The organism is Collinsella aerofaciens, assembly GCF_015554145.1.
GTDB classification, from domain to species: domain Bacteria; phylum Actinomycetota; class Coriobacteriia; order Coriobacteriales; family Coriobacteriaceae; genus Collinsella; species Collinsella aerofaciens_AA.
Genome location: NZ_JADNHZ010000023.1, coordinates 27,452 through 49,158, shown reverse-complemented (window position 1 = coordinate 49,158; position 21,707 = coordinate 27,452). Strand labels below are relative to the sequence as shown.

Genomic DNA, 21,707 nt, shown 5'->3' with positions numbered 1-21,707 from the left:
GCGGTGTCCCCTCCCTTTCAAGAAAGGGCGGAGGCGGGGCATGCCCCGCCTCTTACACCACATCTCTGTGCGCTACCGCGCGCGAGCCTTCCAGTTGACCAGAATGGCCGGCTTAGGACTTGGAGACCCGCTTTTAATAAACAGATTCTTAACTATGTTCATTATTTTCTTGGTCGTAAATGCTATCGGCCAGACAACAGTACTCATATTTGGCATTATTTGTCCACTCACATATTACTAACCCCCTATAACAGGCAAAATACAGGCCGCAACCCATGGCAGCGGCCTGTTTGGAGTCCAAAAGAGGCGCTAAGCGCTGTAGCCCATCGCTTGCAAGACAAACATAACAACCGTCAGCACCGTAATCACACCAATGGTCACCCACGTGAGCACGTTCCACACGCGGCCGTTGCGGTTGGCACCCATAATGTGACGGTCGGCGGCGATAACCACCTGGAACACCAGAACCACGGGCAGTAGCACGCCATTGATGACCTGCGAGGTCATCATAATCTGAAACAGATCGACACCGGGCATAAGCACCAGCACGGCAGAGATGCCGATGATGGCCGTAATGATGCCGCGATAGACCGGGGCCTCGTCCCAGCTGCGGTCGGCACCGCGCTCCCAGCCAAATGCTTCGCAGATAGCGCTCGACGTAACGCCCGGCAGCACGCAGGCAGCCAAGAAGCTCGCCGCGACCAGGCCCGAGGCAAACAGTACCGTGGACCACTGACCCGCAATAGGCTCCAGCGCGCGGGCAGCATCGGCGGCATCGCTAATCTGAATACCCGCCGGGAACAGCACCGTGCCGGTTGTGATGATAATAAAGCCCGCAATGATATCAGCAGCGATCGAGCCGCTCACGGTATCAATACGCTGCAGCACGATATCGTCCTCGCCCGCGTTCTTATCGACCACGTTGTTCTGCGCCAAGAAAATCATCCACGGCGCGATGGTGGTACCGATCGTTGCGACCACGAGCGACACGTAGCTGGGGTCATTTTGAATGTTAGGCACGACTAGGTCGACCGCGACCTCACCCCAGTTGGGGCCAGCCATAAACGCGGCGACGATATAGGTCACGAACACGCAGCTCACCAGCAGCAGAATCTTCTCGATGCGCTGGAAGCTGCCCGACATGGTAAGCATCCAAACCAGCAGCGCCACGAGCGGCACCGAAATGCTCGCCGGCACGCCAAAGAGGGCAAGGCCGCTCGCGATACCCGCGAACTCCGAAATGGTCACAGCCGTGTTGGCGATCAACAGCGCCGCCATAGCAAGTACACTCTTGCGCACGCCAAAGCGCTCACGAATGAGCGATGCCAGGCCCTTACCCGTGACGCAGCCGCAGCGCGCCGCGGTCTCCTGCGTCACGATGAGCAGCACAGTCATGACGGGAAGCATCCAGAGCATCTTGTAGCCATAGCTGGCGCCCGCACTGGAATACGTTGCAATGCCGCCGGCGTCATTGCCCGAAAGCGCCGCCAGCAGACCGGGACCCATAGCGCCAAAGATGGCCGCGATGGTCAGCTTTTGCTTGGTGCCCGACTTTTGCTTGGTATTTTGCACGCGACCACCTAACCCATGACTGACATGGCGAGCAGCACCGCGGCGATGCAATACGCCACACACGAGATCATGACGGCAATGACGTTCATGGCGGTGCCCGACGTGTTGAGGTCATGCTCGTCACGCCAGAACAGCACCATCAGGTAAATCACGGCGCTCATGTTGCCAACCAGGCAAATGATGGCAGCGATATTAAAGCACCCGGTAAAGAGTTGCTCCTCAAACATGGGCGCATCGGGGAACGCGGTGGTGCGCACCAGCTGGGCGCACAGGTAGGTCACGAGTGACAGAATCAGGCCCATGCCCGTGCTCTGGAAGAAGAACCCCAGATACGGCTTGGGTTCGTCGTCGTGACCGTCATACTCCAGGAAGTAGTTCTTGACGAACGACACCATGCGCGAGGCCGCCAGCAGCACGAGCGGCATGGCGCACATGGGGAACACCACCAGATGCGCGGAGCCGAGCGCCGTCCCCAGCACGGTCGCCATGATGCACGACGCGATGCCCCATACAACAACCCAGTACTGGCGATGCACGAACCAGCTGAGCACGTTCGTCGAGTCGTCCGACGCGCTATCGCCCGAGCCGACACCGGCGATCTGCAGGTCCTCCTGATGCTCCTCGGCGATAACGTCCATGGCATCGTCGAAGGTCACGATACCCAGGATATGACGGTTCTCGTCGCAGACAGGAATGGCAACCAGGTCGTACTTGGTCATCTCGTCCGTCACGTCTTCCTGGTCCTCGTCGGGCGACACGTAGACCAGATCGCGATAGGCGAGCTGGCCCAGCGTGGCGTCGCGGTCGGCCACGATCAGCGTGCGCAGCGAAAGCACGCCCGTCAGCATGCCGCTCGGGTCCTCGGTATAGACGTAGTAGACGCTCTCGAAGTCCTCGTCGAGCTCGCGAATCGCCTCGATGGCGTCACCGACCGTTGCCGTGGCGGGCAGGGAGACAAACTCCGAGGTCATGATGCGGCCGGCGGTGTTGTCCTCATACCCCAGCAGGTTACGAATCGCCTTCTCCTCCTTGACGCCCATCAGGCGCAGGAGCTTCTCGGCCTTCTCGTAATCGAGCTCGTCGATCAGGTCGGCGGCGTCGTCCGGGTCCATCATGGCCAGCATCGACGATGCGTCCGTGTCGGACAGGCCCTCGAGCATCTCGGTCATAAGCTCGTCGTCATCGAACTCCGAGATGGCCTCGGCGGCCTGGGCGGTATCGAGCTGCGCAAACACCTGCGCACGTAGGCGCGGGTCGAGCTGCTCGATAATGTCGGCGATGTCGGCAGGGTGCAGCTCGCCGAGCGTCTTGTGCGACACCGAGAGCTGAATGTTCTTGGTCGAGCGGTCGAGCAGGTCCATGTAGGACCAGGCGATGATGTCCTCACTGAGTGGCTTGCCCAGGTGCTTCATAAAGCCTTCGACGATATGCTCGAGCGCGGGGCTGATGGCGCGTAGCAGACCGCGGGCACCGACCTCGGCACCCAGCAGGCGCAGCTGGTTTTCGCCCGACATGGAAAACTTGATGTCGTTGACGCGCACGACCTTCATGCCCTGCGTGTCGACAATCTGCTTGTTGAGCACGTCGCGGGCAAGCAGGAGCTCGGTCGGCTGCAGGTACGAGAAGCGAATATTGGTGGCAGACGTGTTGAGATACACGCCCGTCTCATCGATACGGTCGACCCATTTGCGCCAGCTGATCATAAACGGCGTCTTGCCGGGCCCACGGAACGCAAGCGACGTCACGTGCGGAAAAACTTCGCCGGTAGCAATACCAAAATCGTTGACCACGCCGAGCTTTTCGCCGTCGACGTCCAAGACCGGCAATTTGAGCATCTCACTCAGATAATTCAATGGTGCTCCCCATCATTATTCCTCCGGCCGCGGCCGCGCGTGCGGCGTCCGGGGGCTTCTGGATATGTATACGCATGCGCGGGCGGCACGCCGCTCGGCGCTCACACCCCGTGCATGCGCAAAAAGCACCTGCATGGGGTCATCGACTGTATGGTCGAGGTTTGGATTTCACCTGTAACCTTTCTCTTGACCCTCATTAACCGCAGTAACTATAGCATCAGCATCGCCCTGCGGCATCGAATTTATGCGCTGCACATTGCAGGCATACCAAACGCTGACGCATCCGTGACATAGCCATTCGGGACGTTCTTAAACGACTACCCAATGACTACTCTGTGGTGTCATCGTCCTCGGCAAGTTGGGGGAACACGGCGCCCTTGGGCATGGTGACCTTCGTCAGCGAGGTGAGCTTTTTGCTCAGCGACGTGTCCGTCTTGACCAGGTCGCTGAGCGTCACAATCTTGTAGCCGTCGGCGACAAGGCCGTCGATAATCTGCGGCAGCGCCTCGAGCGTCTGCTCGGCGCATTCGTCCCTATCGGTGAGCAGCACAATATTGCCGGGCGTCACCGAATCGAGCACTGTCGAGACCTGTTCGTCGGCACCGTTGAGCAGCCAGTCGCCCGAGTCAATATTCCACGAGACCACGGCGGAAACCAGGTCCATCGCATCAATCCAGTTTTGCTCGTCAAAGGCAGCGTAGGGGGCACGCAGCAGCATCGTCTTCACGCCGGTCGCCGACTTAATCGCATCGGTGCCTTTCGTGATCTGCTCGCGTACCGCCTCACGGTCCTGACCCTTGAGCGAATCGTCGCTGTAGCTGTTGGATCCGATTTCGCACCCGGCATCGACGATCGCCTTGGCCGTGGCAGGCGAGGCCTCGGCCGCATCGCCCGAAAGGAAGAACGTCGCGGTGACGCCCTTTTCCTTGAGCACCTGCAAGATCTGTTTGGTGGCGCCGCTCGGACCCTCGTCAAACGTCAGTGCCACGTACTTTTTGTTGCCCTTGGGCGCCACGCTGGCGCACGCAACAACGCAATCGGTGGCGGGCACAACCTCGCCGCGGTCTTGCGTCTTGCCTGACTGCTCACCAACCCACACCTCGGATCGGCCCTGGACACCCCATGTCTGCACATACTCGATAGCGCCCGTGCCCTCGACCTTGAGCTTGGGCTCGATAACCGTAGCCTGAACCTCGTGCTTCTCGTAAGTGTTACGGCCATCCTTGACCGTCACCTTCTCGCCGCCCTCGAGTTCGCGGCTATCCCATTTGCCCTGCTTCACGCGCTTGCCGTCGACCTTCACCGACAGCTTTTCGCCCCCATGGCGCTTGAGCACGCTGTCATCGACGGCCAGCAGGTCGCCTGCGTCGTAGGTGTCAGTCAACTCCTGGTCGTCGATGAGATTCTGCAGCGTAGAGCCCACACGCACCGCGGTCTTCTGGCCGTTGAGCTCCACGTCCACACTGCGGTTGACGTAGCCCACGACGGCAGCGATAAACAGCACGAGCGCGCAGCCCACGGCAATGAGCGCATAGGGCAGGCGAGACGAACGACGGGGTGTGCGGCTGTTGCCGATGCGAGCGCTGCGGTCGCTAAAGCCGCGGCTATGGTTGAGATACATCGCGCCGGGCTTACGGTGACGCTTGCGCTGACCGCTGGGCAGCTGCCCTAGGTCGCGGCGCGCCGTCGGACGCGCACCCGAACGCCCGTTTAAGTTGGATCCGTTTTGGCGCATGTGCCCTCCCCCATAAACACAGCAAGCCGGAGCAACAGGTCTCCGGCTTGCCTCCCATCATTTGGTACGTCGCTATTTTGTAGCTTTTGACGAGCCTCCGCTCGCCTTTTGGTATTCGTCCTTAAAGGCCTTGAACATGCCGCGCGTCTTGCCGAGCTGCTTGCCCAGTGCGCGACTGCCCTTGTCCACGGCAACCGATCCCTTGTCGTCGAGCACCTTGGCGCCCTTTTTGACCTTGTCGCCCACCACGACGCTGGCCTCGGCGGCCTTGGCAGCCGCACCGCCCGAATACCCGAGCGACTTGACCTCGTCCGAGACGACCATCGCGCCGTTCTCGTAGCCGCGCAGCATCGTCGGCGGCACCTGCGTGTCACCAACCAAAACACTCGAAGCAGCACCAGCGGTCACATAGAATGCCTGCACGATGCCCGAGCGCGGCTTGAACTCAACGTCCGAGCAATAGCCCACGACGTCGCCCGATTCCGTGCGCACGTCCATACCGACCCAGATGATGCAATCGTCCAGGTTGATGTCGAGGCGCTTGGCCGCAGCGGTATCGTAGGTGCCCTTGACGTCGTCAACCGCGATGGCGCCCTCGTAGACACCAATGGCGTCGAGCGCTACGAATCGGTCGGGACGCTCGATCATACCCGCGATATCGGACTGGCGGACCATAAAGCCGACCACGCGCGTACCGCCCGGGGTAAAGACCGGAAAGTGAATCTTTCCGAGCTTTTTAGGGCTGCGCGGTGTGCCGTCCTTTTTGGTACGCTTGTCCTCAGTAGGCTTGCGATAGATCTTGGCGCCGACAAAATCCCCGGCGCGCATTATGCCTCGGTCGAGGGCTCCGCAGCCTCGGTATCAGCCACGACGGCGTTCTCGACCACGACGTCGGCGGCAGGCGTCACGTTGCCGCCCGAAATGGCGTCGTTGAGCTGCTCGCGCAGCTGGTCCATGCGCTCGCGGGCCAGGTCGACCTTGGCGCGCAGGTCGTCGGTCTTGGCGTCGACCATCGGGCCAAAGTCATTCACCGCAGCACGGGCCTCCTCGGCGCTGTGCTCGTAGGTGTCGCGCATATTGTCCCAGGCGTCGTTGGCGATATCGGCGGCCATGGCGCGGGTCTCGGCGCCCGAGCGCGGGGCCAGAGCAACGCCGACAATAGCGCCGGCAGCGGCACCAAAAAGTGCGCCGGAGACAAAGCTGAAAGTCTTACCCATGATCATTCCTCTCCTGCGGGCACGTCGGTGCCCACCGTTTGAATGCTGTCCATTATACCCGCAGCGCATCACTTGCCGCTCCGCTCATCTGCGTACGGCAAAGGCGCAGGTACGTGATGGTGATAAACGCGTAGGCCTACTCCTGAGGCATAGCCGGCATGGTCACCGTGGCACCCGGGTCCTCGCCGGCGCCGTCCACGAGCGGCAGGCCGCCCTCATGCGCAGGTCCTGCCGGAACCGTCGCCGCACCGCCAAAGACGGCAGCGGAAGCCTCGTGTTTCTCGGCAACCGCACCCTCGGTATCAATCGCCACCTGGGGCTCGTCGTCAAAGTTGGGGACACCCTGGGGCTCGGTGGGAACAGGCTCGGCGGTCGCATCGGCAACGGGCTCGGCGTCGGCCGGCACATCGCCCTCGTCAGCGCCCTCGTCCTCGGCAGCATCTTCGCCGTTCGCAGCGGCGACGGCCTCGTGAGGATCCTTGCCCTCGGCCTCGGCGCGCATGCCCAGCACCAGGTTGCGCAGACCCGCGACCGTGCCTTCCACGTCGGGGGCAGGCTGGTCGGCGTGCAGGTACGCCCAGTCCATCATAAAGGTGGCCGACGACAGCGCACCGATGGCCAGTGCGTCATCGGGGCACGAAAGCTCAACCTCAAAGACGCGCTCGTCGTGCTCGCTTACGCGCGTGCGGCCGCACGAGATGCTACCGGCAAGACCGGTCTCGTTCATGAGCTCAACCGTCACGTGCTCCAGCAGGTGGCAGAGCTCGGTCTGGCCCATGCAGTCCTGGAACTCGCGACCGGAATCACCCAGGCACAGGTGCTTGGCAATCGCCGGCACCAGGTAATACACGCGCGCCGTGGCCTCGATATCCTCCGAGGTCATGAGCGGCATGCCGGGGTTCACCAGCACATGCGCGCAGATCTTGTCCTCGCTGACGGTGACCTTAAGGATGTTGAACAGGCCTGCCATAACTCTCCCCTACTCTTCCTTGCCCTACTCGTCGCCATCGTGCGGATCCACAGAGCCCGCACCCGACGCCGCCGGCTTCTCTGCCGAAGACTCGGAATCCTTCTTATCGGTTTCGGCCGGAGCGATCACGCGAATGAGCGAGATGCGCTGGCCACGCATCGACTGAACTTTAAACTTGTACCCCGCGACCTCAAACACCTCTCCGATGTCGGGCACCGAGTCACAAAGCTCCAAGATCCAGCCGGCGATGGTCTCATAATCATCGCTTTCCTCGAGCGGCCAACCAAGCTCAATCGCGTCATCGCACGAAAAACGCCCATCAACGAGCCACTCGCGGCGCGAAAGGCGCGTGAGATACTTGTTGTCGGGGTCGAACTCGTCCTCGATCTCGCCGACGATCTCCTCGACGATGTCCTCGATGGTGATAATGCCGGCCGTACCGCCGTACTCGTCCACGACCACCACGATCTGGTCGTGAGAGGTCTGCATCTCGGACAGCAGCGGCAGGATGTCCTTGGTGTCGGGCACAAAGGTGGCGTCGCGCAAAAAACCGGCGATGGGCTGGTCGCCCTTGCCGTCGAGCGCGGGCTGAATCAGGTCCTTGATGTGCGCAATGCCGGCGACGTTGTCGGGATCCTCGTGATAGACGGGAATGCGGCTGAAGCCGGTCTGGCGCATGGTGGACAGCACGTCGGCGACCGTCTCGTCGTCCTCGCACATGGTGGTGTCCACGCGCGGCACCATGACCTCGCGGGCAACGGTGTCGCCCAGGTCGAAGATCTCGTGGATCATGCGCTTTTCCTCGTCGAGCAGGTCGTCCTGCTCCGAGACCATGTACTTGATCTCTTCTTCCGAGACGTTCTGGCGGTCGTCGGCACTCTTGATGCGCAGGATGCGGGCCAGGCCATCGGAGCAAGCGCCAGTCAGCCACACGAGCGGACGGGCGATCTTCTGGAACACGGAAAGCGGGCCCACGACCTGCTTGGACACGCCCTCGGCATTGGCCAGGCCGATGCGCTTGGGGACGAGCTCGCCGATCACGATGGATACGAAGGCGACCGCGACGGTAATGATGACCGGCGCCAGGCCGCGCGCGATGGCGGAGAGCGGCGCGATGCCAAAGCTCGTGAGCCACGTGGCGAGCGGGTCGGACAGACTCGTCGAGGCGACGGCGGACGAGGCGAAGCCCACGAGCGTAATGGCAACCTGGATGGTGGCGAGCAGCTGGTCGGAGTCGGCAGCTAGCTTAATGGCACGCTCGGCGCGTTTGTCGCCTTCCTCGGCCTCGTGCTCCAGCACGGCGCGCTTGGCCGTGGTGAGCGCCATCTCGGACATAGAGAAGTAGCCGTTGATGAGGGTCAAAACGAGGGTGGTGATAAGGGAGATGGTTATGTCCATCGGGAGTTTCTCGAACCTCCAAGATTCGGGACGTCAGGTCAAAACGTTAATGGCGGATAGGGCAGTTGCACCCGGCGGGCGCCCGGACGGGCCCGCGGGCGCAGGCGCGATCGCTAGATTACGAAGAGGATCACCGCCATGAACTGGAAGATGCTGCCGGCGAGTACCCACAGGTGAAACACGCTGTGAAGATAGCGCACGTTTTTGGCGATATAGAACGGCACGCCCGCGGTGTAGCACACGCCGCCGACGGCGAGCAGGGCAAGCGCCACGGGGTTGAGCAGCGCCACAAGTTCGGGCAGCTTAAAGACAACGAGCCAGCCCATCAGCAGGTAGACCAGGCCGCTTACCCAGTGCGGTTGACGCTCGCGCATAAAGCACTCGAGGGCGATGCCGATAATGGCGATGGCCCATACGGCAAAGAACAGCGCAGGGCCGCCGTCGTTTGCGAGCGTGATAAGGCAAAACGGCGTATAGCTGCCCGCAATGAGCAGGTAGATGCAGCTGTGGTCGATGATGCGAAACACGCGCTTGGCGCACGCGGGCTGAATCGCGTGGTAGAGCGTGGAGGCTAGGTATTCGAGGATAATGCTGACGCCATAGACAATCGCCGCGGCCATGTGGGCCGGGCCTCCGCCGCGCAGGGCGGCGAATACAATCAGGAGCACCAGGCCCGCGATACCCAGCAGGCAGCCGACACCATGGGTGACGGAGTTCATGATCTCCTCGCCCACTGTGTAGTGTGGAACGGCCGCGGTCTTGGGTCGCGGCTTAGAACTGTCGCTCGAATCGGACATGCCGGTTACATCCTCCAACGTAAAGAGTTCTCAACACTATATCAAAGCGTCTAGGTACGTGCGAAATTTGCACCATACGTGACCCTTTGTTTACCCATTCTTTGCCTGTTGACGCATCAACGGCGAACGTCCATAATGCGCTTGCATTAAATGTTGATGTATTAACATCTTATAGGAAAGCTTCTTATGTCTCAAAACGCACGTTCCCATCGAAAGCTCAAGATAACCGGCGTCGTTGCGCTGGTGCTCGTTGTCGCGTTGCTGGGGTTTGCCGGCAACTTTCTGTTTGACTTCGCGCTGAATCCCCGCGCGCCATACACCATGAAGATGATGCAGGATAGCAAGAACGACAAAGAAGGTGAGCAGCCGGATGCCGAGGATACCGAGGCGCGGGCATGGTTTAAAGAGAACCGCAAGAGCAGCAGCCTCACCGCAGATGACGGAACCGAGCTCGCCGCCTGGTATTTTGCTGCGTCGGAGAGCACACACGACTACGCCGTCTGCCTGCATGGATATACCAACGAGCCCATCGGCATGGCTCGATACGTCAAGCGATTCCACGACCGCGGCATGAACGTACTCGCACCCGCCGCCCGCGCCCACGAGCGCTCCGGCGGCGACTATATCGGCATGGGCTGGCCCGAGCGGCTCGATGTCGTTGCATGGATTGGGCGGATCGTTGCAGCCGACCCCGAGGCGCGCATCCTGGTCTTTGGCGAGTCGATGGGTGCGGCAACTGCCATGAACGTCGCGGGGGAATCTCTGCCCGCAAACGTGAAATGCATTATCGAGGACTGCGGCTATACAAGCGTTTGGGACGAGTTTTCCCTGCAGCTCAAGGATGTATTTGGTCTGCCCAGCTTTCCCTTGCTCGATGTAGCAAACTTGGTGTGCAACGTGCGCGCAGGCTACGACTTTCATAAGGCGAGCAGTGTGGAGCAACTCAGACACGCGACGGTTCCCATGCTGTTTATCCACGGTGACCAAGACACCTTTGTGCCGTACAGCATGCTCGACCAAAACTACGACGCGTGCGCCAGCAAGGTCAAGCAAAAGCTCACTATCCATGGCGCCACCCACGCCAAGAGTACGCAAGTTGACCCCGAGCTCTACTGGAACACGGTCGACAACTTCCTCGACGAGAATTTTTAGGCAAATAGCGCAGTTTACTGCTTTATCTTGGCCCCCTAGCACTTTCAAAAAGCCGCCCGTGGGCACTGTGCTCACGGGCGGCTTTTGCTCAACTAACGCTACAAAGGCGCTTGTTTTGTCCAATAGCTAGGCGCTACTTGACCTCGATAAGCTCGTACTCGCTCGTGCCCAAGCCGATCTTCTCGGCGTGCGCGATGCACACGCGCCAGTCGGTATCGGGATGCGTGATGCAGAAGGGATCCTTGGCCTGCTCGCCTTCCAGATGCTCGTGGTTATGCTCCATCTTGGCAGCGCTGTCAGTGAGCTCGGTGTTGGGCAGCGGCTCGGACGCCATGACGGCGTCGGCACAGGCCTGGTCGATGGCGACCGGGTCGAAACTCGCGAACATGCCGATATCGTTGACGATGGGTGTGTCGTTTTCGGGATGGCAGTCGCAGTTGGGGCTGATGTCCATGGCGAGCGAAATGTGGAAGCTCGGGCGGCCGTCGACGACGGCCTTGGTGTACTCGGCGATCTTACAGTTGAGCACGTCGGCCGCGGCCTCATAGCCGGGCTTGATGGCGTCCTGATTGCACACGCCGATGCAGCGGCCGCAGCCCACGCAGCGATCGTGGTCGATGGCAGCCACGTGGACAGTGCGGGTGTTGCCGCTGGCAAGCTCGCGCTCGCGGGTGTCGTCAAACGAGATGGCGTTGTGTGCACAGATCTTTTCGCAGGCACGGCAGCCAACGCAGTGCTCGGTCGCGACGTTCGGCTTGCCGGCGGCATGCTGCTCCATCTTGCCGGCACGGCTACCGCCTCCCATGCCCAAATTCTTCATGGCGCCGCCAAAACCGGCCTGCTCATGGCCCTTAAAGTGGGTGAGGCTAATCACGATATCGGCATCCATGAGCGCCTGACCGATCTTGGCCTCGCGCACGTACTCGCCGCCCTCGACCGGGACGAGCGCCTCGTCGGTGCCCTTGAGGCCGTCGGCGATGATGATCTGACAACCCGTGGCATACGGGGTAAAGCCGTTCTGGTAGGCGGTGTCGATGTGCTCGAGCGCGTTTTTGCGGCTACCCACATAGAGCGTATTGCAGTCGGTGAGGAAGGGCTTGCCGCCCAGCTCCTTCACGACATCCGCGACGGCGCGGGCGTAGTTGGGGCGCAAAAAGCTCAGGTTGCCCAGCTCGCCAAAGTGAATCTTGATGGCGACAAACTTGTTCTCAAAGTCGATCTGCTCGATACCGGCGTGACGGATGAGGCGCTTGAGCTTGTCGAGCTGGCTCTCGCGAGCATGCGTGCGCAGGTTGGTGAAGTACACCTTGGCGGGTGCTGCGGGTGCAGTTGCGGTCATATATATCCCCTCGGTCTATATGGCGTTACAGACATAAGGGATGGTACCAGTTAAAGCAGAGTTAATGTCAAGCGCGGCACCTAGTCATTGGGGACAGACTTAAATGACTGAAACCACTCATTGGGGACGGACTTAAATGAGTGCCTCGCCACCTGGCAGCTAGGGACGTTCCTTTCCTGCCGGCAGTTGGGGACAGTCCTTGCCAGCACGGCCGGCGAACCGGCGAATCGGCAAAGACTGTCCCCGATGACTACTCCTGCACCTTGAGAGCTTCGGCCAGGCCCACACGTTTGATGGAACGCATGTGCAGCAACGCCACGACCAGGTAGGTCGCAAAGCCAATGCCGACGCATGCAACCATGGACCAAGCGGGCGCATAGATTTCGATATTGCCGTTGTAGGCGAGCAGCATCGAGCGGAAGATGGCCGTGAGCGAGCCAATAATGACCGGCAGACTCAGCACGAGCGACGCCGCCACGCACAGCGTGATCGAGCGGATGTACAGATGCGAGATCTCGCTATCGCGATAGCCAAAGACTTTCATATAGCTAATCGAACGGGCGCTGTGGTCGATCACAGCCTTGGTCAGTAGATACATAAACAGCAGGAAGATAAACACCGCGAGGCCAACCATCATGCCGATCATTTTGCTCATCATGCCGATGAACTGGTCGCCCACGGCCCGCATGTCGTCGGGCGTGGTGTCGCCGGCAAAGTAACGAGCATCGAGGTCGAGCTTCTCGTCGCTCACATAGCCGTTAAAGTAGGTGGCGTCATTGCCGAACAGCTCGTTAAAGTCATCGATGCTCATATAGATATTCATGTCCGACTTGGAGCCCCAGGCACAGTCCTTGCCCATGTACTCCAGCGAATAGTCCTTGCCCTCGCACTTGTCGCCGAGCGTGACCTTCTGTCCCTCGCTCCAGCCAAACTTGTCGAGCAAGCCACCGCCAAAGACAACGCGCCCATCGCCGACGTTGAGATCTTTCCAATAGCGCGAGTTGGGCGAGATGCCGTAGACGGAAATCGTCTCCTGCCCATTACCATCGCCGCGGTCGTATTGCAGCTGGTAAACGGCATATTTCTCGGCCTGCGCGATTGCGCCCGCGCCGTTGTCGGTCGTATTGACCGGGTGGATATCATCGTTGTCAGTGTCGATCTTAGAGGCCTTGTCGATCAGGTCGATAGCCTCGTCGCGGTCGCAGCCGAGGGCATCGGCAAGGTCATCGAGGCGCGCATAATGCGCATCCTTCTTGTCCTGGACCTTGGCGAGCGCGTCCTGCGCCGCGGCCAGGCTCTCGGCAGACGGAGCGCTGGTCGCGGCATCGGCTGCTGCCTGCGCTGCATCGGCCGCGTCGTCAAGCTCGTCATCGGCATCCTGAGCGGCAGAAAGCAGTGCGCCGTCAACCGACTGCAAACGCTCGAGTGCCGACCACTGCTCGCGCTCCTCGGCGGTGCCCTCGAGTTCCAGCGGGGCCTTGAGCGTGTACTGGTGCTCGGCGACCAGGCTTGTCTCGAGGTTGTCCGCGTAGTGCGTCATCGTGGGCAGAATCGCCAGGCCAAAGAGCAGTAGCAGCGAGGCAAACGCAATGCCCACGAAAAGCGTGGCGAAGTTGCCCAGATTACGCAGGAAGATGCGCAGGCGGAAGCGCGAGACAAAGCCCATGCGCTCCGGCAGCTGCAGGCCGCGCTTGGTGCCCGACTTGCCGCCCGCCTCGTGACGGAGGAACTGCAACGGCGTCTTGCCCATTTTGCGGAGCAGGCCCACCAGCGTAATGAGGATAAGCGCGGCGGCGGGAACCACGGCGCACTTCACAAAGATCTCCCAGCTCCAGTACACCTGGAAGGGCGGCAGGCTGTACGAGCCGTAATAGAGGCCGCGCATGGGCTCGGTAAAGAACGCAACGCCGAGCGCCGTGCCCAAAAGCGCCGCGACCACGCCCACTATGGCGGGAAGTGCCAGGTAGTGCAGCACGATCTCGCGTCGACGATAGCCGCTGGCGAGCAGCGTGCCGATGATGGCGCTCTCCTCCTCGATGGTGGCGTCGGTAAGGACCACAAAGATAAACGCCATGATCACGATGATGATGTCGAGCAACGTCGTCCACATCATGGAGTCGCCGTCTACGTCGTCGCGCGCGTAGCCAATGCCCTGGTTGGAATCGGCGTCGATGAGGTCATCCACGCGCGCATCGGCATCGGTCAGCGCCTCGACCATATCCTGCTCCGCATCGATGCGATCCGCGGTGGGGAGGTCGCGATCGGTAAAGGTAAAGGAGTATGTGTAGGCAGGCGCGCCGCCGGCATCCTCGAGCGCGGCAAAGCCGGCGTCGGTGACCTCGGCCACGCCATAGGTGATGGTGTTCACCGTAAAGTCGGAGTTGTTGAGGAACAGCGCCTGGCTATCGGGCTGAGTCATGATGCCGCAGATGGTGTAGGTGCGACCCTCGAGCTCGACTTTATCGCCCACGGACAGGTTGTTATTGGTGGCGAAGACGCGGTCGATGGCCACCTCGTCGTCCGCCTTAGGCCGCCTACCTTCGCAGTAGGACGCGATATCGACCTTGGTGCGATCCGCATAGGTGCGCAGCGTGCGCTTGGTGCCGTCGTCGCCGGCGGTCTTTTTGACCATGGCGTCGATGGAGAAATTCTTGTAGAGCGCGACGCCGCCGACGTCGCCGGCTGCATCCTCGGCGGCCTTGAGCTGGTCTTTGGTGGCCTCGAAGGAAGTGGTCACGCGGCCGTCCTCGATCGTGTACGCATCGCGCATGTCGTCGATAAGGCAGCCGATGGAATGCGCCGCGAGCAAAAAGCCCGAGGTAAGGGCGATGCTCCCGCACATAAGCAAAAAGATGCCCAGGTACTTGCCGATATTGCGGCGCAGCTCGCGCGGGAGACGTTTTGCGAGAGGTGTCATGACGCCGCCTACCAATCGAGCTCGGCGGCCGCGACGGGCGACTCGTTGAGCTCGTCCTCGACGATGCACCCGTCGCGCAGGCGCAGCACGCGATTTGCCATGCGCGCGATGGCGGCATTGTGGGTGACAATGATGATGGTGCAGCCGTAGGTGCGGTTGACATCCTCCATGAGCTGCAAGATTTCCTTGGACGTCTTGTAGTCAAGCGCGCCCGTGGGCTCGTCGCACAGCAGCAGGCCCGGGTTTTTGACGAGCGCGCGGCCGATGGCGCAACGCTGCTGTTGGCCGCCCGAGACCTGGCGCGGGAACTTGTTGCGGTGCTCGTAGAGGCCCAGCGAACGCAGCAGGTCGTCGATATTGAGCGGGTTTTTGGACAGGTGCGCCGTGACCTCGATGTTTTCCTTGATGGTGAGGTCGGGCACCAGGTTGTAGAACTGGAAGACAAAGCCCAGCTCGCGACGGCGGTACTCGCCCAGGTCGGTAGGGTTGAGCACCGTGAGGTCGCAGCCGTCCACCATGATGGAGCCGCCGTCGGCATCCTCCAGGCCGCCAATGAGGTTGAGAAAGGTCGACTTGCCCGAGCCCGAGGGCCCCAGCATGACGCAGATCTCGCCGCGGTTGATGGACGTGTCGATGCCGTCGAGCACCGTCAGGCGCGCATCGCCGTCGCCGTAGTGCTTCTTGAGCCCGTTGACCTGGACGTAGGCTTGCTTTGTCGACATGCTATCCCCCGTTGTTAGCCTTCCGCTACTTTTCTAGGCTAATAGTAAACCCGGGCGAACTATTTTTAAGCGACGTGCGCGAACTATTTTCCAACCTACTCATTGGGACTACTCATTGGGGACAGACTTAAATGAGTGAAATCGCTCATTTAAGTCTGTCCCCAATGAGTGGTCCCCAAGTGCCGACATATTGGGACAGTCCCTGCCAGCCCTGCCGGCGAATCGGCAAAGACTGTCCCCGATGACCAGGTAGCTAGGCGTGGGATTTGGCGCGGGTGAGGGCCAGGCCTACGGCGGCGATGGCGGCGGCGAAGAGCACCGTGACGCCCAGGTCGCAGGCGATGTCGCCCAGCACGGCAGACGTCAGGTCCGAGGCAAGCGCCTTGCCGATCGCGTCGCTCACCCAATACGTCGGCACAAAGTGCGCCGCCGTCTGCACGGCCGGACCCATCAGCGACAATGGCATCCAGGCGCCGCCCAAAAACGTCATGAGCAAGCCGAGCAAGTTGCCCACGCCGTTGAGCAACTCCTCGCGAGCGCCCAGGCTCGACAGCGTAAAGCCAACGGCCAGCGGCGTGCACGCCAGGGCAAACGTTGCCGCCAGCGCCAGGCACACGCGACCCACGCCGACCTCGGCAACCGCGCTGGCAAAGCCCACGACGCCCATCATGCTCGACACGAGCCAGATGCAGACGGTGAGCACGGCGGCGGCCGCGAACACAGCGAGCGAACGCTGGCGCTCAGAGACCGGGCTGGCATCCATGCGGCGCACGCGCTCGGGCTCGTTCATGCCCGAAAACACCAGTCCCACCGACACGATGACCGACGAGATGATCGCGTACGCGCCAAAGTTGAAGTACGACTCGAGCGTGGTAGCAGCAGTCGAGTCGACCTTGACCTGCTCGATCTGGACCTCCGCGCGCTTTGCGGCCGCGTGCTCGGCGGCCCTTGCGACGTCACCGTTGGAGGCAGCGGGTTCAAGCGCCGCCGCAGCGCCCGCGAGCGAGATCCAGCGCGAGGCCTCGGCGGACGAAAGCGCCGCCGCCATGGTGCCGGAACCATAGGTCACGTCGAGCTTGGGCAGGGCCTCCCCCGCACGGGCGGCTGCAACAAGATCGTCCTCAAACCCCTCCGGGATAAAGAACACGCAATCGGCACTGCCCTTGGCGCTGTTGCTCTTGGAAAGCGCGTCGGCAAGGTCGTATGTGTCGTCGCCGACGCCCGTGACCAGGTCAAAGCGTGAGCCCAGGTGCTTGGTAAGCGCCCGCGAAAGGTCGCTATTGTCGCGGTCGACCACGATCACGTTGGTGTCGTAGGGCTTGTACTCGGTAAGCTGCGACGAGTTCCAGCTCACCGAAGCCGCGATGAATACGCCCATGAGCGAGATGAACACCGTATAGATGAGCAGGTAGAACGGGTGCGCCAGCGCCATGCGAAGCGCGGTCTTAAAGGTGCTCATAGCGGCTCCTTCCAAAGATCAGCGTAGCGGCGGCGACAAACACCAGGGCCATCAGGACGAGCGCGCCGGCGCGAACAGCGAAGGGCCCCAGGTCCTCAAAGAAATACAGGCGATTGAACATGTCGCAGATGAGCTTGACGGGGTTGAGCCAGCACTCGACCGGACAAGCGCGGGCGACGTCGTCGGCAAGCGCCATCGCCGGCTCGCCGTAGAGGCCGGCGAACAGGGCGCACGTGGTGGCAAAGCCCGTGAGGATGCCCGACTTGGATGCCTTGCCGCCCTTAACGGGAAGCGTGCCCACAAAAAGCCCCAGGCCCGTGGCGGCAAGCGCGGATGCAGCCCCGCCCAGCAGGCACAACCCCTCGCGCCCGCCAAAGTCGACGCCCACGACCAGGCGCACGTAGCCGATCGCAACCGCCATCGATGCAAAGGAAACCAGCCACGAGCCGACAAAAATGCCGGCCAGCGACGCCGTCTTGGAAAGACCGCCCACGCAGCGGCGCGCGCCGAGGCCGGACAGATTGGGCTGCAAATCGACGACGCTCAAGGCGGCAAACTCGGCAGACATCATCGCGACCAGGCCAAAAAGCGCGTAATAGTAGATGACCGTGCCATCGGGCGTGGCACGAGTCAGGCTCACGCGGCGGGTTCCGCCCTCGAGCGACAGAGCGCGCGCAACCGCCTCCGGGTCGGCGGGCGCCGCCGGGTCATCTTGAGCAATCTGGGCCATGAGCTCGGCATTTTGCGTATACGAGCTTGCCACCGTTTCAAGGATGCTGCGGTCGGTAAGCACCGACGAGGCGCGCGAGCTGTCGTAACTCGATAGCAGCGTGAGCCTGGGCGTGCCCGCGGCATCAACCGTATAGATGCCCGCGACCTCGCCGGCCTTGAGCGCTTTGCGCGCGGCAGCCAAGTCTTCGCACTCGCTCACATCGAGCAGCTGATCGTCGCTTGCCTTGGCAAGCGAAGCTGCCACGTCCTTAAAGGTCGAGGCATCCCAGGCCTCGTCCGCCACGACGGCAACCGGCACCGGGTCGACCGTGCCGTCGGAGCTGAGGTTCGCAAACATAAACATGAACATCGTGGAAAGCGCAATAGGAAAGAGAGCGCCCCAGACCCACGTGCTCGGCCGGCGCAGCAGCGTCTTGACCGTGGTGATGATGGTGTTGAACATGGCCGCCCCCTAGTCGCGCAGCTCGCGGCCGGTGATCTCGAGGAACACGTCGTTGAGGGTCGGCGGTTCGGAATAGATGCGGCCGAGCGGCACGTCATGCGAGCGCAGCGCATCGAGAATGTCCGTCAGGTTGTGCGGGCTCGCTTCGCACGAAAACGTGAGCTGTCCCGCCGTTGCCGAAAGGTCTAGAACGTGCGGCAGGCTTGCGACGGCACCGAGCGCCGCACTCGGAACCTCGCCGACCTCGATTACAATCTTCTCGCCCATCTGAATCATGCGCTTGAGCTCGTCGTTAGTGCCCTGCGCCAGCACGCGGCCGCCGTCCATGATCATGATGCGGCTGCAGATCTGCTCGACTTCCTCCATGTAATGGCTGGTATACACCACCGTGGCGCCCTCGTCGCGCAGGCGGCAGATGCCCTCCAGGATGGCGTTGCGGCTTTGCGGGTCGACCGCCACCGTGGGTTCGTCAAAAAAGATGAGCTCGGGCTTGTGCGCGATGCCGCAGGCAATGTTGAGACGACGCGCCAGGCCGCCCGAGAGCTTGCCGGGGCGGAACTTGGTAAAGTCGCCCAGGCCGACAAAGTCGATCGCCTCGTCCACCAGCGCGCGGCGGCGCTTGCGGTCGTTGACGTAGAGACTGCAGAAATAGTCGATGTTCTCGCGCACGGTGAGCTCGTCGAACACCGCCACCTGCTGCGGCACCACACCGATGCGGCGCTTGAGGTCGTAGCGGGCGGGCGTCATGCGCTCGCCGAACAGCTCGATGGCGCCCTTGTCGTAGGCGAGCAGCTGCAGGATGCAGTTGATGGACGTGGTCTTGCCCGAGCCGTTGGGGCCCAGCAGGCCAAAGATCTCGCCGGGGGCGATGCTCAGATTAAAGTGGTCGAGCGCAATAAGATCGTCGTAGCGCTTGACGAGATTTTCGACGTGGACGATGTCTGTCATGAGGCGGCCCTTCTGTTGCTTGCGGCCCGGTACGATTGCATCATCGCAGGAGCTGACGGCGCGCACCAGTGAGCTTTGTCACGAGTGCGGGGCGGTCGCGTAGCCTGCTGACGCGACCGCCCCGCCGCGTGGGAGGAATGTCACGGTTGCTTTGAGTGGCGCCTCCCCCGTGCGCGGCATCGCGTACAATACCCGTATGAACAGGCTATTCGACAAATCGATCGCGCTGGCGTGCTGCATCGCAGCCGCCACGGGCCTTGCTGTGGATGCTCGCCTGGTCGCGGCGTTTTGCCTTGGCGTTGTCATCGCCGCACTGGCCGAGGTCGCGCAGGGAGAACGCGCCCGTCGCGCCAGCGAGGCCGGCAGCTACGCCTACGTCATCGCGGCTGTCTTCGTGCCGCCGTTTGTGCCGTTCGCACCTCTCGCCCTCTATGACATCGCGCGACGCGTGCGCCGTGAACGCATCTGGCCCGCGCTGGCAATTGGCTCCGTGTTTGCCTGCGCACTTGCCACGGACCTTCGCTGCGGCGCGCTCACCACCCGAACGCTGTTGCTAACCGCCATCCTTTCGGTCGCCGCCACGTTGCTGTCACTGCGCACCGCGCAGCTGGAGCGCGAACAGGAACGCATGCGTCGCACCCGCGACAAGCTGCAAGAACGCGCCCTGGCACTCGAGGCACGCAACCGCGACCTCGCCGACCGCCAGGACTACGAAGTCGAGCTCGCGACGCTCGCCGAACGCGCCCGCATCGCGCGCGAGATCCACGATAACGTGGGCCACCAGCTCACGCGCGCTTCGCTTCAAACCGAAGCCCTGCGCGTGGTCCATGCCAACGAGCCCGGCGTTGCCGCCGATTTCGCCGACGTCAAATACACCGTTGACGAGGCGCTCCAGCTCGTGCGCGCCAGCGTCCACGCGCTCAACGACAATGCAACCAACCTCTCCGTGCAGCTCGAACGCATCGTTGAAGGCGCACGCTCGGACAGCGGTCCGCAGATTGAGCTTGAGGTTTTGACCGAGCATGCGCCCGCCAACGTCGCCAACTGCTTTGCGGCGGTGCTGCGCGAGGCGCTTTCCAACGCCATGCGCCACGCCCATGCCAAAACCATTACCGTGCGGTGCATGGAGCATCCGTCGTTTTACCAGCTCATCGTTACCGATGATGGCGCAGACGCGACCCCGGCGAGCAGCAGCAACGTCGCAGAAGGCATGGGGCTCGTCTCCATGCGCGAGCGCGTCGAGGCGCTTGGCGGAACCTTCACCGCCGGCCTGCGCGCCGGCGCCCCCGGCTGGCGCGTGTTTGCCACCGTCCCCAAACAGCAAGGAGATGACGCCCGATGAGGCTCATAGTTGTCGACGACGACCGCTTGGTAGTCGATTCGCTCAAGATTATCCTGGGCGCCCAGCCGCAAATCGAGGTAGTGGGCACTGGCGCCAATGGCGACGACGCGGTCGCGCTCTACGCTGAGCACGCGCCCGACATCGCGCTGCTCGACATCCAGATGCCGGGGCGCGACGGCCTATCGGCGGCGCGCGAGATCCTCGAGCACGACCCTGCGGCGCGGGTGGTGTTTCTGACGACATTCTCGGATGACGAGTACATTGTGTCGGCGCTCAAGCTAGGCGCCCGCGGCTACCTGATCAAAACCGATGTCGCCGCCATTCCACCGGCGTTGGCGCAGGTCATGGATGGCAAACGCGTGCTCGAGGGCAAGGCGATCGAGGATGTCGACTTTGATGGGGCGAACGCTGAGGCCGGTGCGACTCGCCGGCCCGCGGCCTTTGCCGGTCTGACCGACCGCGAGTTCGAAGTCGCCGAACTCATCGCCCGCGGCCTCGACAACAAGGAGATTGCCGCCACCGCCTATATGGGCGAAGGCACCGTGCGCAACCACATCAGCTCGATCCTGGCCAAAATGGGCCTGCGCAACCGCACCCAAATCGCCATCGCCTACCTGCGAGGGTAATTACCCAACGGCCGACCGCTCCGGCATAGCAAAATAGCTGCCACCGATTTAATACCATTTCAAAACTATGCCGGTTTACGGGGCTAAACTCAGGACCCCCATCCATACCCGCGTTTTCTGCAAAATGACGACTCGTCTACCTGCGGTTTTATTTTCACGCTTTTCGGTATGGTTTGGGATTCGGAATCCGGCCCCGTAAACCGGCATAGTTTTGTTCGAGCGACCCCGCACGAGTACCTCCGCAAGTCTCGCGGGACCAAAATGATCCGTTTTCCTCCGTCCCCGGGGGATCATTTGGCGGCGCCAACCACGAAATCGGCCCATCTACTACGTTTGACTCGATACCCCCAACCATACCCCCGTTTTCCAGAAAATCGCAGGCGTTCTACCTGCGGTTTTGTTTTCGCGTTTTTTGGCATGGTTGGGGTAAGGGGATAAACGTAGTAGATGGGCCGATTTCGTGGCGGCCCTTCCTCCCCTGCGCAC

The 21,707-nt window shown here is 61.8% G+C and carries 17 protein-coding genes; 3 read left to right on the top strand and 14 right to left on the bottom strand.

Annotated features, from left to right (window positions below; all coding sequences use genetic code 11):
• Window positions 1-309: 309 nt before the first annotated feature.
• From I2E13_RS09155 to trhA, 8 genes are all read right to left on the bottom strand, one after another.
• Window positions 310-1,506, bottom strand: a complete 1,197-nt coding sequence (locus tag I2E13_RS09155; RefSeq protein WP_195404894.1) for an Nramp family divalent metal transporter — start codon at window positions 1,504-1,506, stop codon at window positions 310-312.
• 74 nt (window positions 1,507-1,580) lie between these two features.
• Entirely contained in the window at window positions 1,581-3,425 is a 1,845-nt protein-coding gene (locus I2E13_RS09150; protein WP_195404892.1) for a magnesium transporter, read from the bottom strand.
• Between the two features lie 328 nt (window positions 3,426-3,753).
• On the bottom strand, window positions 3,754-5,160 hold the full coding sequence (locus tag I2E13_RS09145; RefSeq protein ID WP_229057915.1) for a polysaccharide deacetylase family protein: 1,407 nt from the start codon (window positions 5,158-5,160) through the stop codon (window positions 3,754-3,756).
• A 72-nt stretch (window positions 5,161-5,232) separates the two neighbouring features.
• Window positions 5,233-5,988, bottom strand: coding sequence for a PRC-barrel domain containing protein (locus I2E13_RS09140; protein ID WP_195361872.1), 756 nt, complete (start codon window positions 5,986-5,988; stop codon window positions 5,233-5,235).
• Window positions 5,988-6,377, bottom strand: a complete 390-nt coding sequence (locus I2E13_RS09135) for a YtxH domain-containing protein (protein ID WP_195404891.1) — start codon at window positions 6,375-6,377, stop codon at window positions 5,988-5,990. The genes I2E13_RS09140 and I2E13_RS09135 overlap by 1 nt, the downstream gene beginning before the upstream one ends.
• Before the next feature lie 136 nt (window positions 6,378-6,513).
• Window positions 6,514-7,347, bottom strand: a complete 834-nt coding sequence (locus I2E13_RS10990; RefSeq protein ID WP_229057914.1) for a cyanophycin synthetase family protein — start codon at window positions 7,345-7,347, stop codon at window positions 6,514-6,516.
• A 24-nt stretch (window positions 7,348-7,371) separates the two neighbouring features.
• Window positions 7,372-8,745, bottom strand: coding sequence for a hemolysin family protein (locus tag I2E13_RS09125; RefSeq protein WP_195404890.1), 1,374 nt, complete (start codon window positions 8,743-8,745; stop codon window positions 7,372-7,374).
• Window positions 8,746-8,858: 113 nt separating this feature from the next.
• Window positions 8,859-9,542 (bottom strand): PAQR family membrane homeostasis protein TrhA, encoded by a 684-nt coding sequence (trhA, locus tag I2E13_RS09120; RefSeq protein WP_195404889.1) that lies wholly within the window; start codon window positions 9,540-9,542, stop codon window positions 8,859-8,861.
• Between the two features lie 186 nt (window positions 9,543-9,728).
• Between trhA and I2E13_RS09115 the strand changes: the two genes are divergently transcribed.
• Entirely contained in the window at window positions 9,729-10,694 is a 966-nt protein-coding gene (locus I2E13_RS09115; protein WP_195404888.1) for an alpha/beta hydrolase, read from the top strand.
• Window positions 10,695-10,827: 133 nt separating this feature from the next.
• Here I2E13_RS09115 and I2E13_RS09110 read toward each other — a convergent pair whose 3' ends face one another.
• The 6 genes from I2E13_RS09110 to I2E13_RS09085 all read right to left on the bottom strand — a co-directional run bounded on the left by I2E13_RS09110 (window position 10,828) and on the right by I2E13_RS09085 (window position 19,253).
• Entirely contained in the window at window positions 10,828-12,033 is a 1,206-nt protein-coding gene (locus I2E13_RS09110; RefSeq protein ID WP_195404887.1) for a DUF362 domain-containing protein, read from the bottom strand.
• Window positions 12,034-12,283: 250 nt separating this feature from the next.
• Entirely contained in the window at window positions 12,284-14,950 is a 2,667-nt protein-coding gene (locus tag I2E13_RS09105) for an ABC transporter permease (protein ID WP_195404886.1), read from the bottom strand.
• 8 nt (window positions 14,951-14,958) lie between these two features.
• A complete protein-coding gene (locus I2E13_RS09100) occupies window positions 14,959-15,672 on the bottom strand; it encodes an ABC transporter ATP-binding protein (protein ID WP_117769772.1) in 714 nt (237 codons plus the stop codon).
• Window positions 15,673-15,925: 253 nt separating this feature from the next.
• Window positions 15,926-17,131: an ABC transporter permease gene (locus tag I2E13_RS09095; RefSeq protein ID WP_195404885.1), complete on the bottom strand. Its 1,206-nt coding sequence runs from the start codon at window positions 17,129-17,131 to the stop codon at window positions 15,926-15,928.
• Entirely contained in the window at window positions 17,118-18,305 is a 1,188-nt protein-coding gene (locus tag I2E13_RS09090; RefSeq protein WP_195404884.1) for an ABC transporter permease, read from the bottom strand. The genes I2E13_RS09095 and I2E13_RS09090 overlap by 14 nt, the downstream gene beginning before the upstream one ends.
• 9 nt (window positions 18,306-18,314) lie before the next feature.
• Entirely contained in the window at window positions 18,315-19,253 is a 939-nt protein-coding gene (locus I2E13_RS09085; protein ID WP_195404883.1) for an ABC transporter ATP-binding protein, read from the bottom strand.
• Between the two features lie 196 nt (window positions 19,254-19,449).
• Between I2E13_RS09085 and I2E13_RS09080 the strand changes: the two genes are divergently transcribed.
• Window positions 19,450-20,595 carry a sensor histidine kinase gene (locus I2E13_RS09080; protein ID WP_195404882.1) on the top strand — a complete coding sequence of 382 codons (1,146 nt, stop codon included), beginning with the start codon at window positions 19,450-19,452 and terminating at the stop codon, window positions 20,593-20,595.
• Entirely contained in the window at window positions 20,592-21,221 is a 630-nt protein-coding gene (locus tag I2E13_RS09075) for a response regulator (RefSeq protein ID WP_195404881.1), read from the top strand. The genes I2E13_RS09080 and I2E13_RS09075 overlap by 4 nt, the downstream gene beginning before the upstream one ends.
• Window positions 21,222-21,707: the final 486 nt, after the last annotated feature.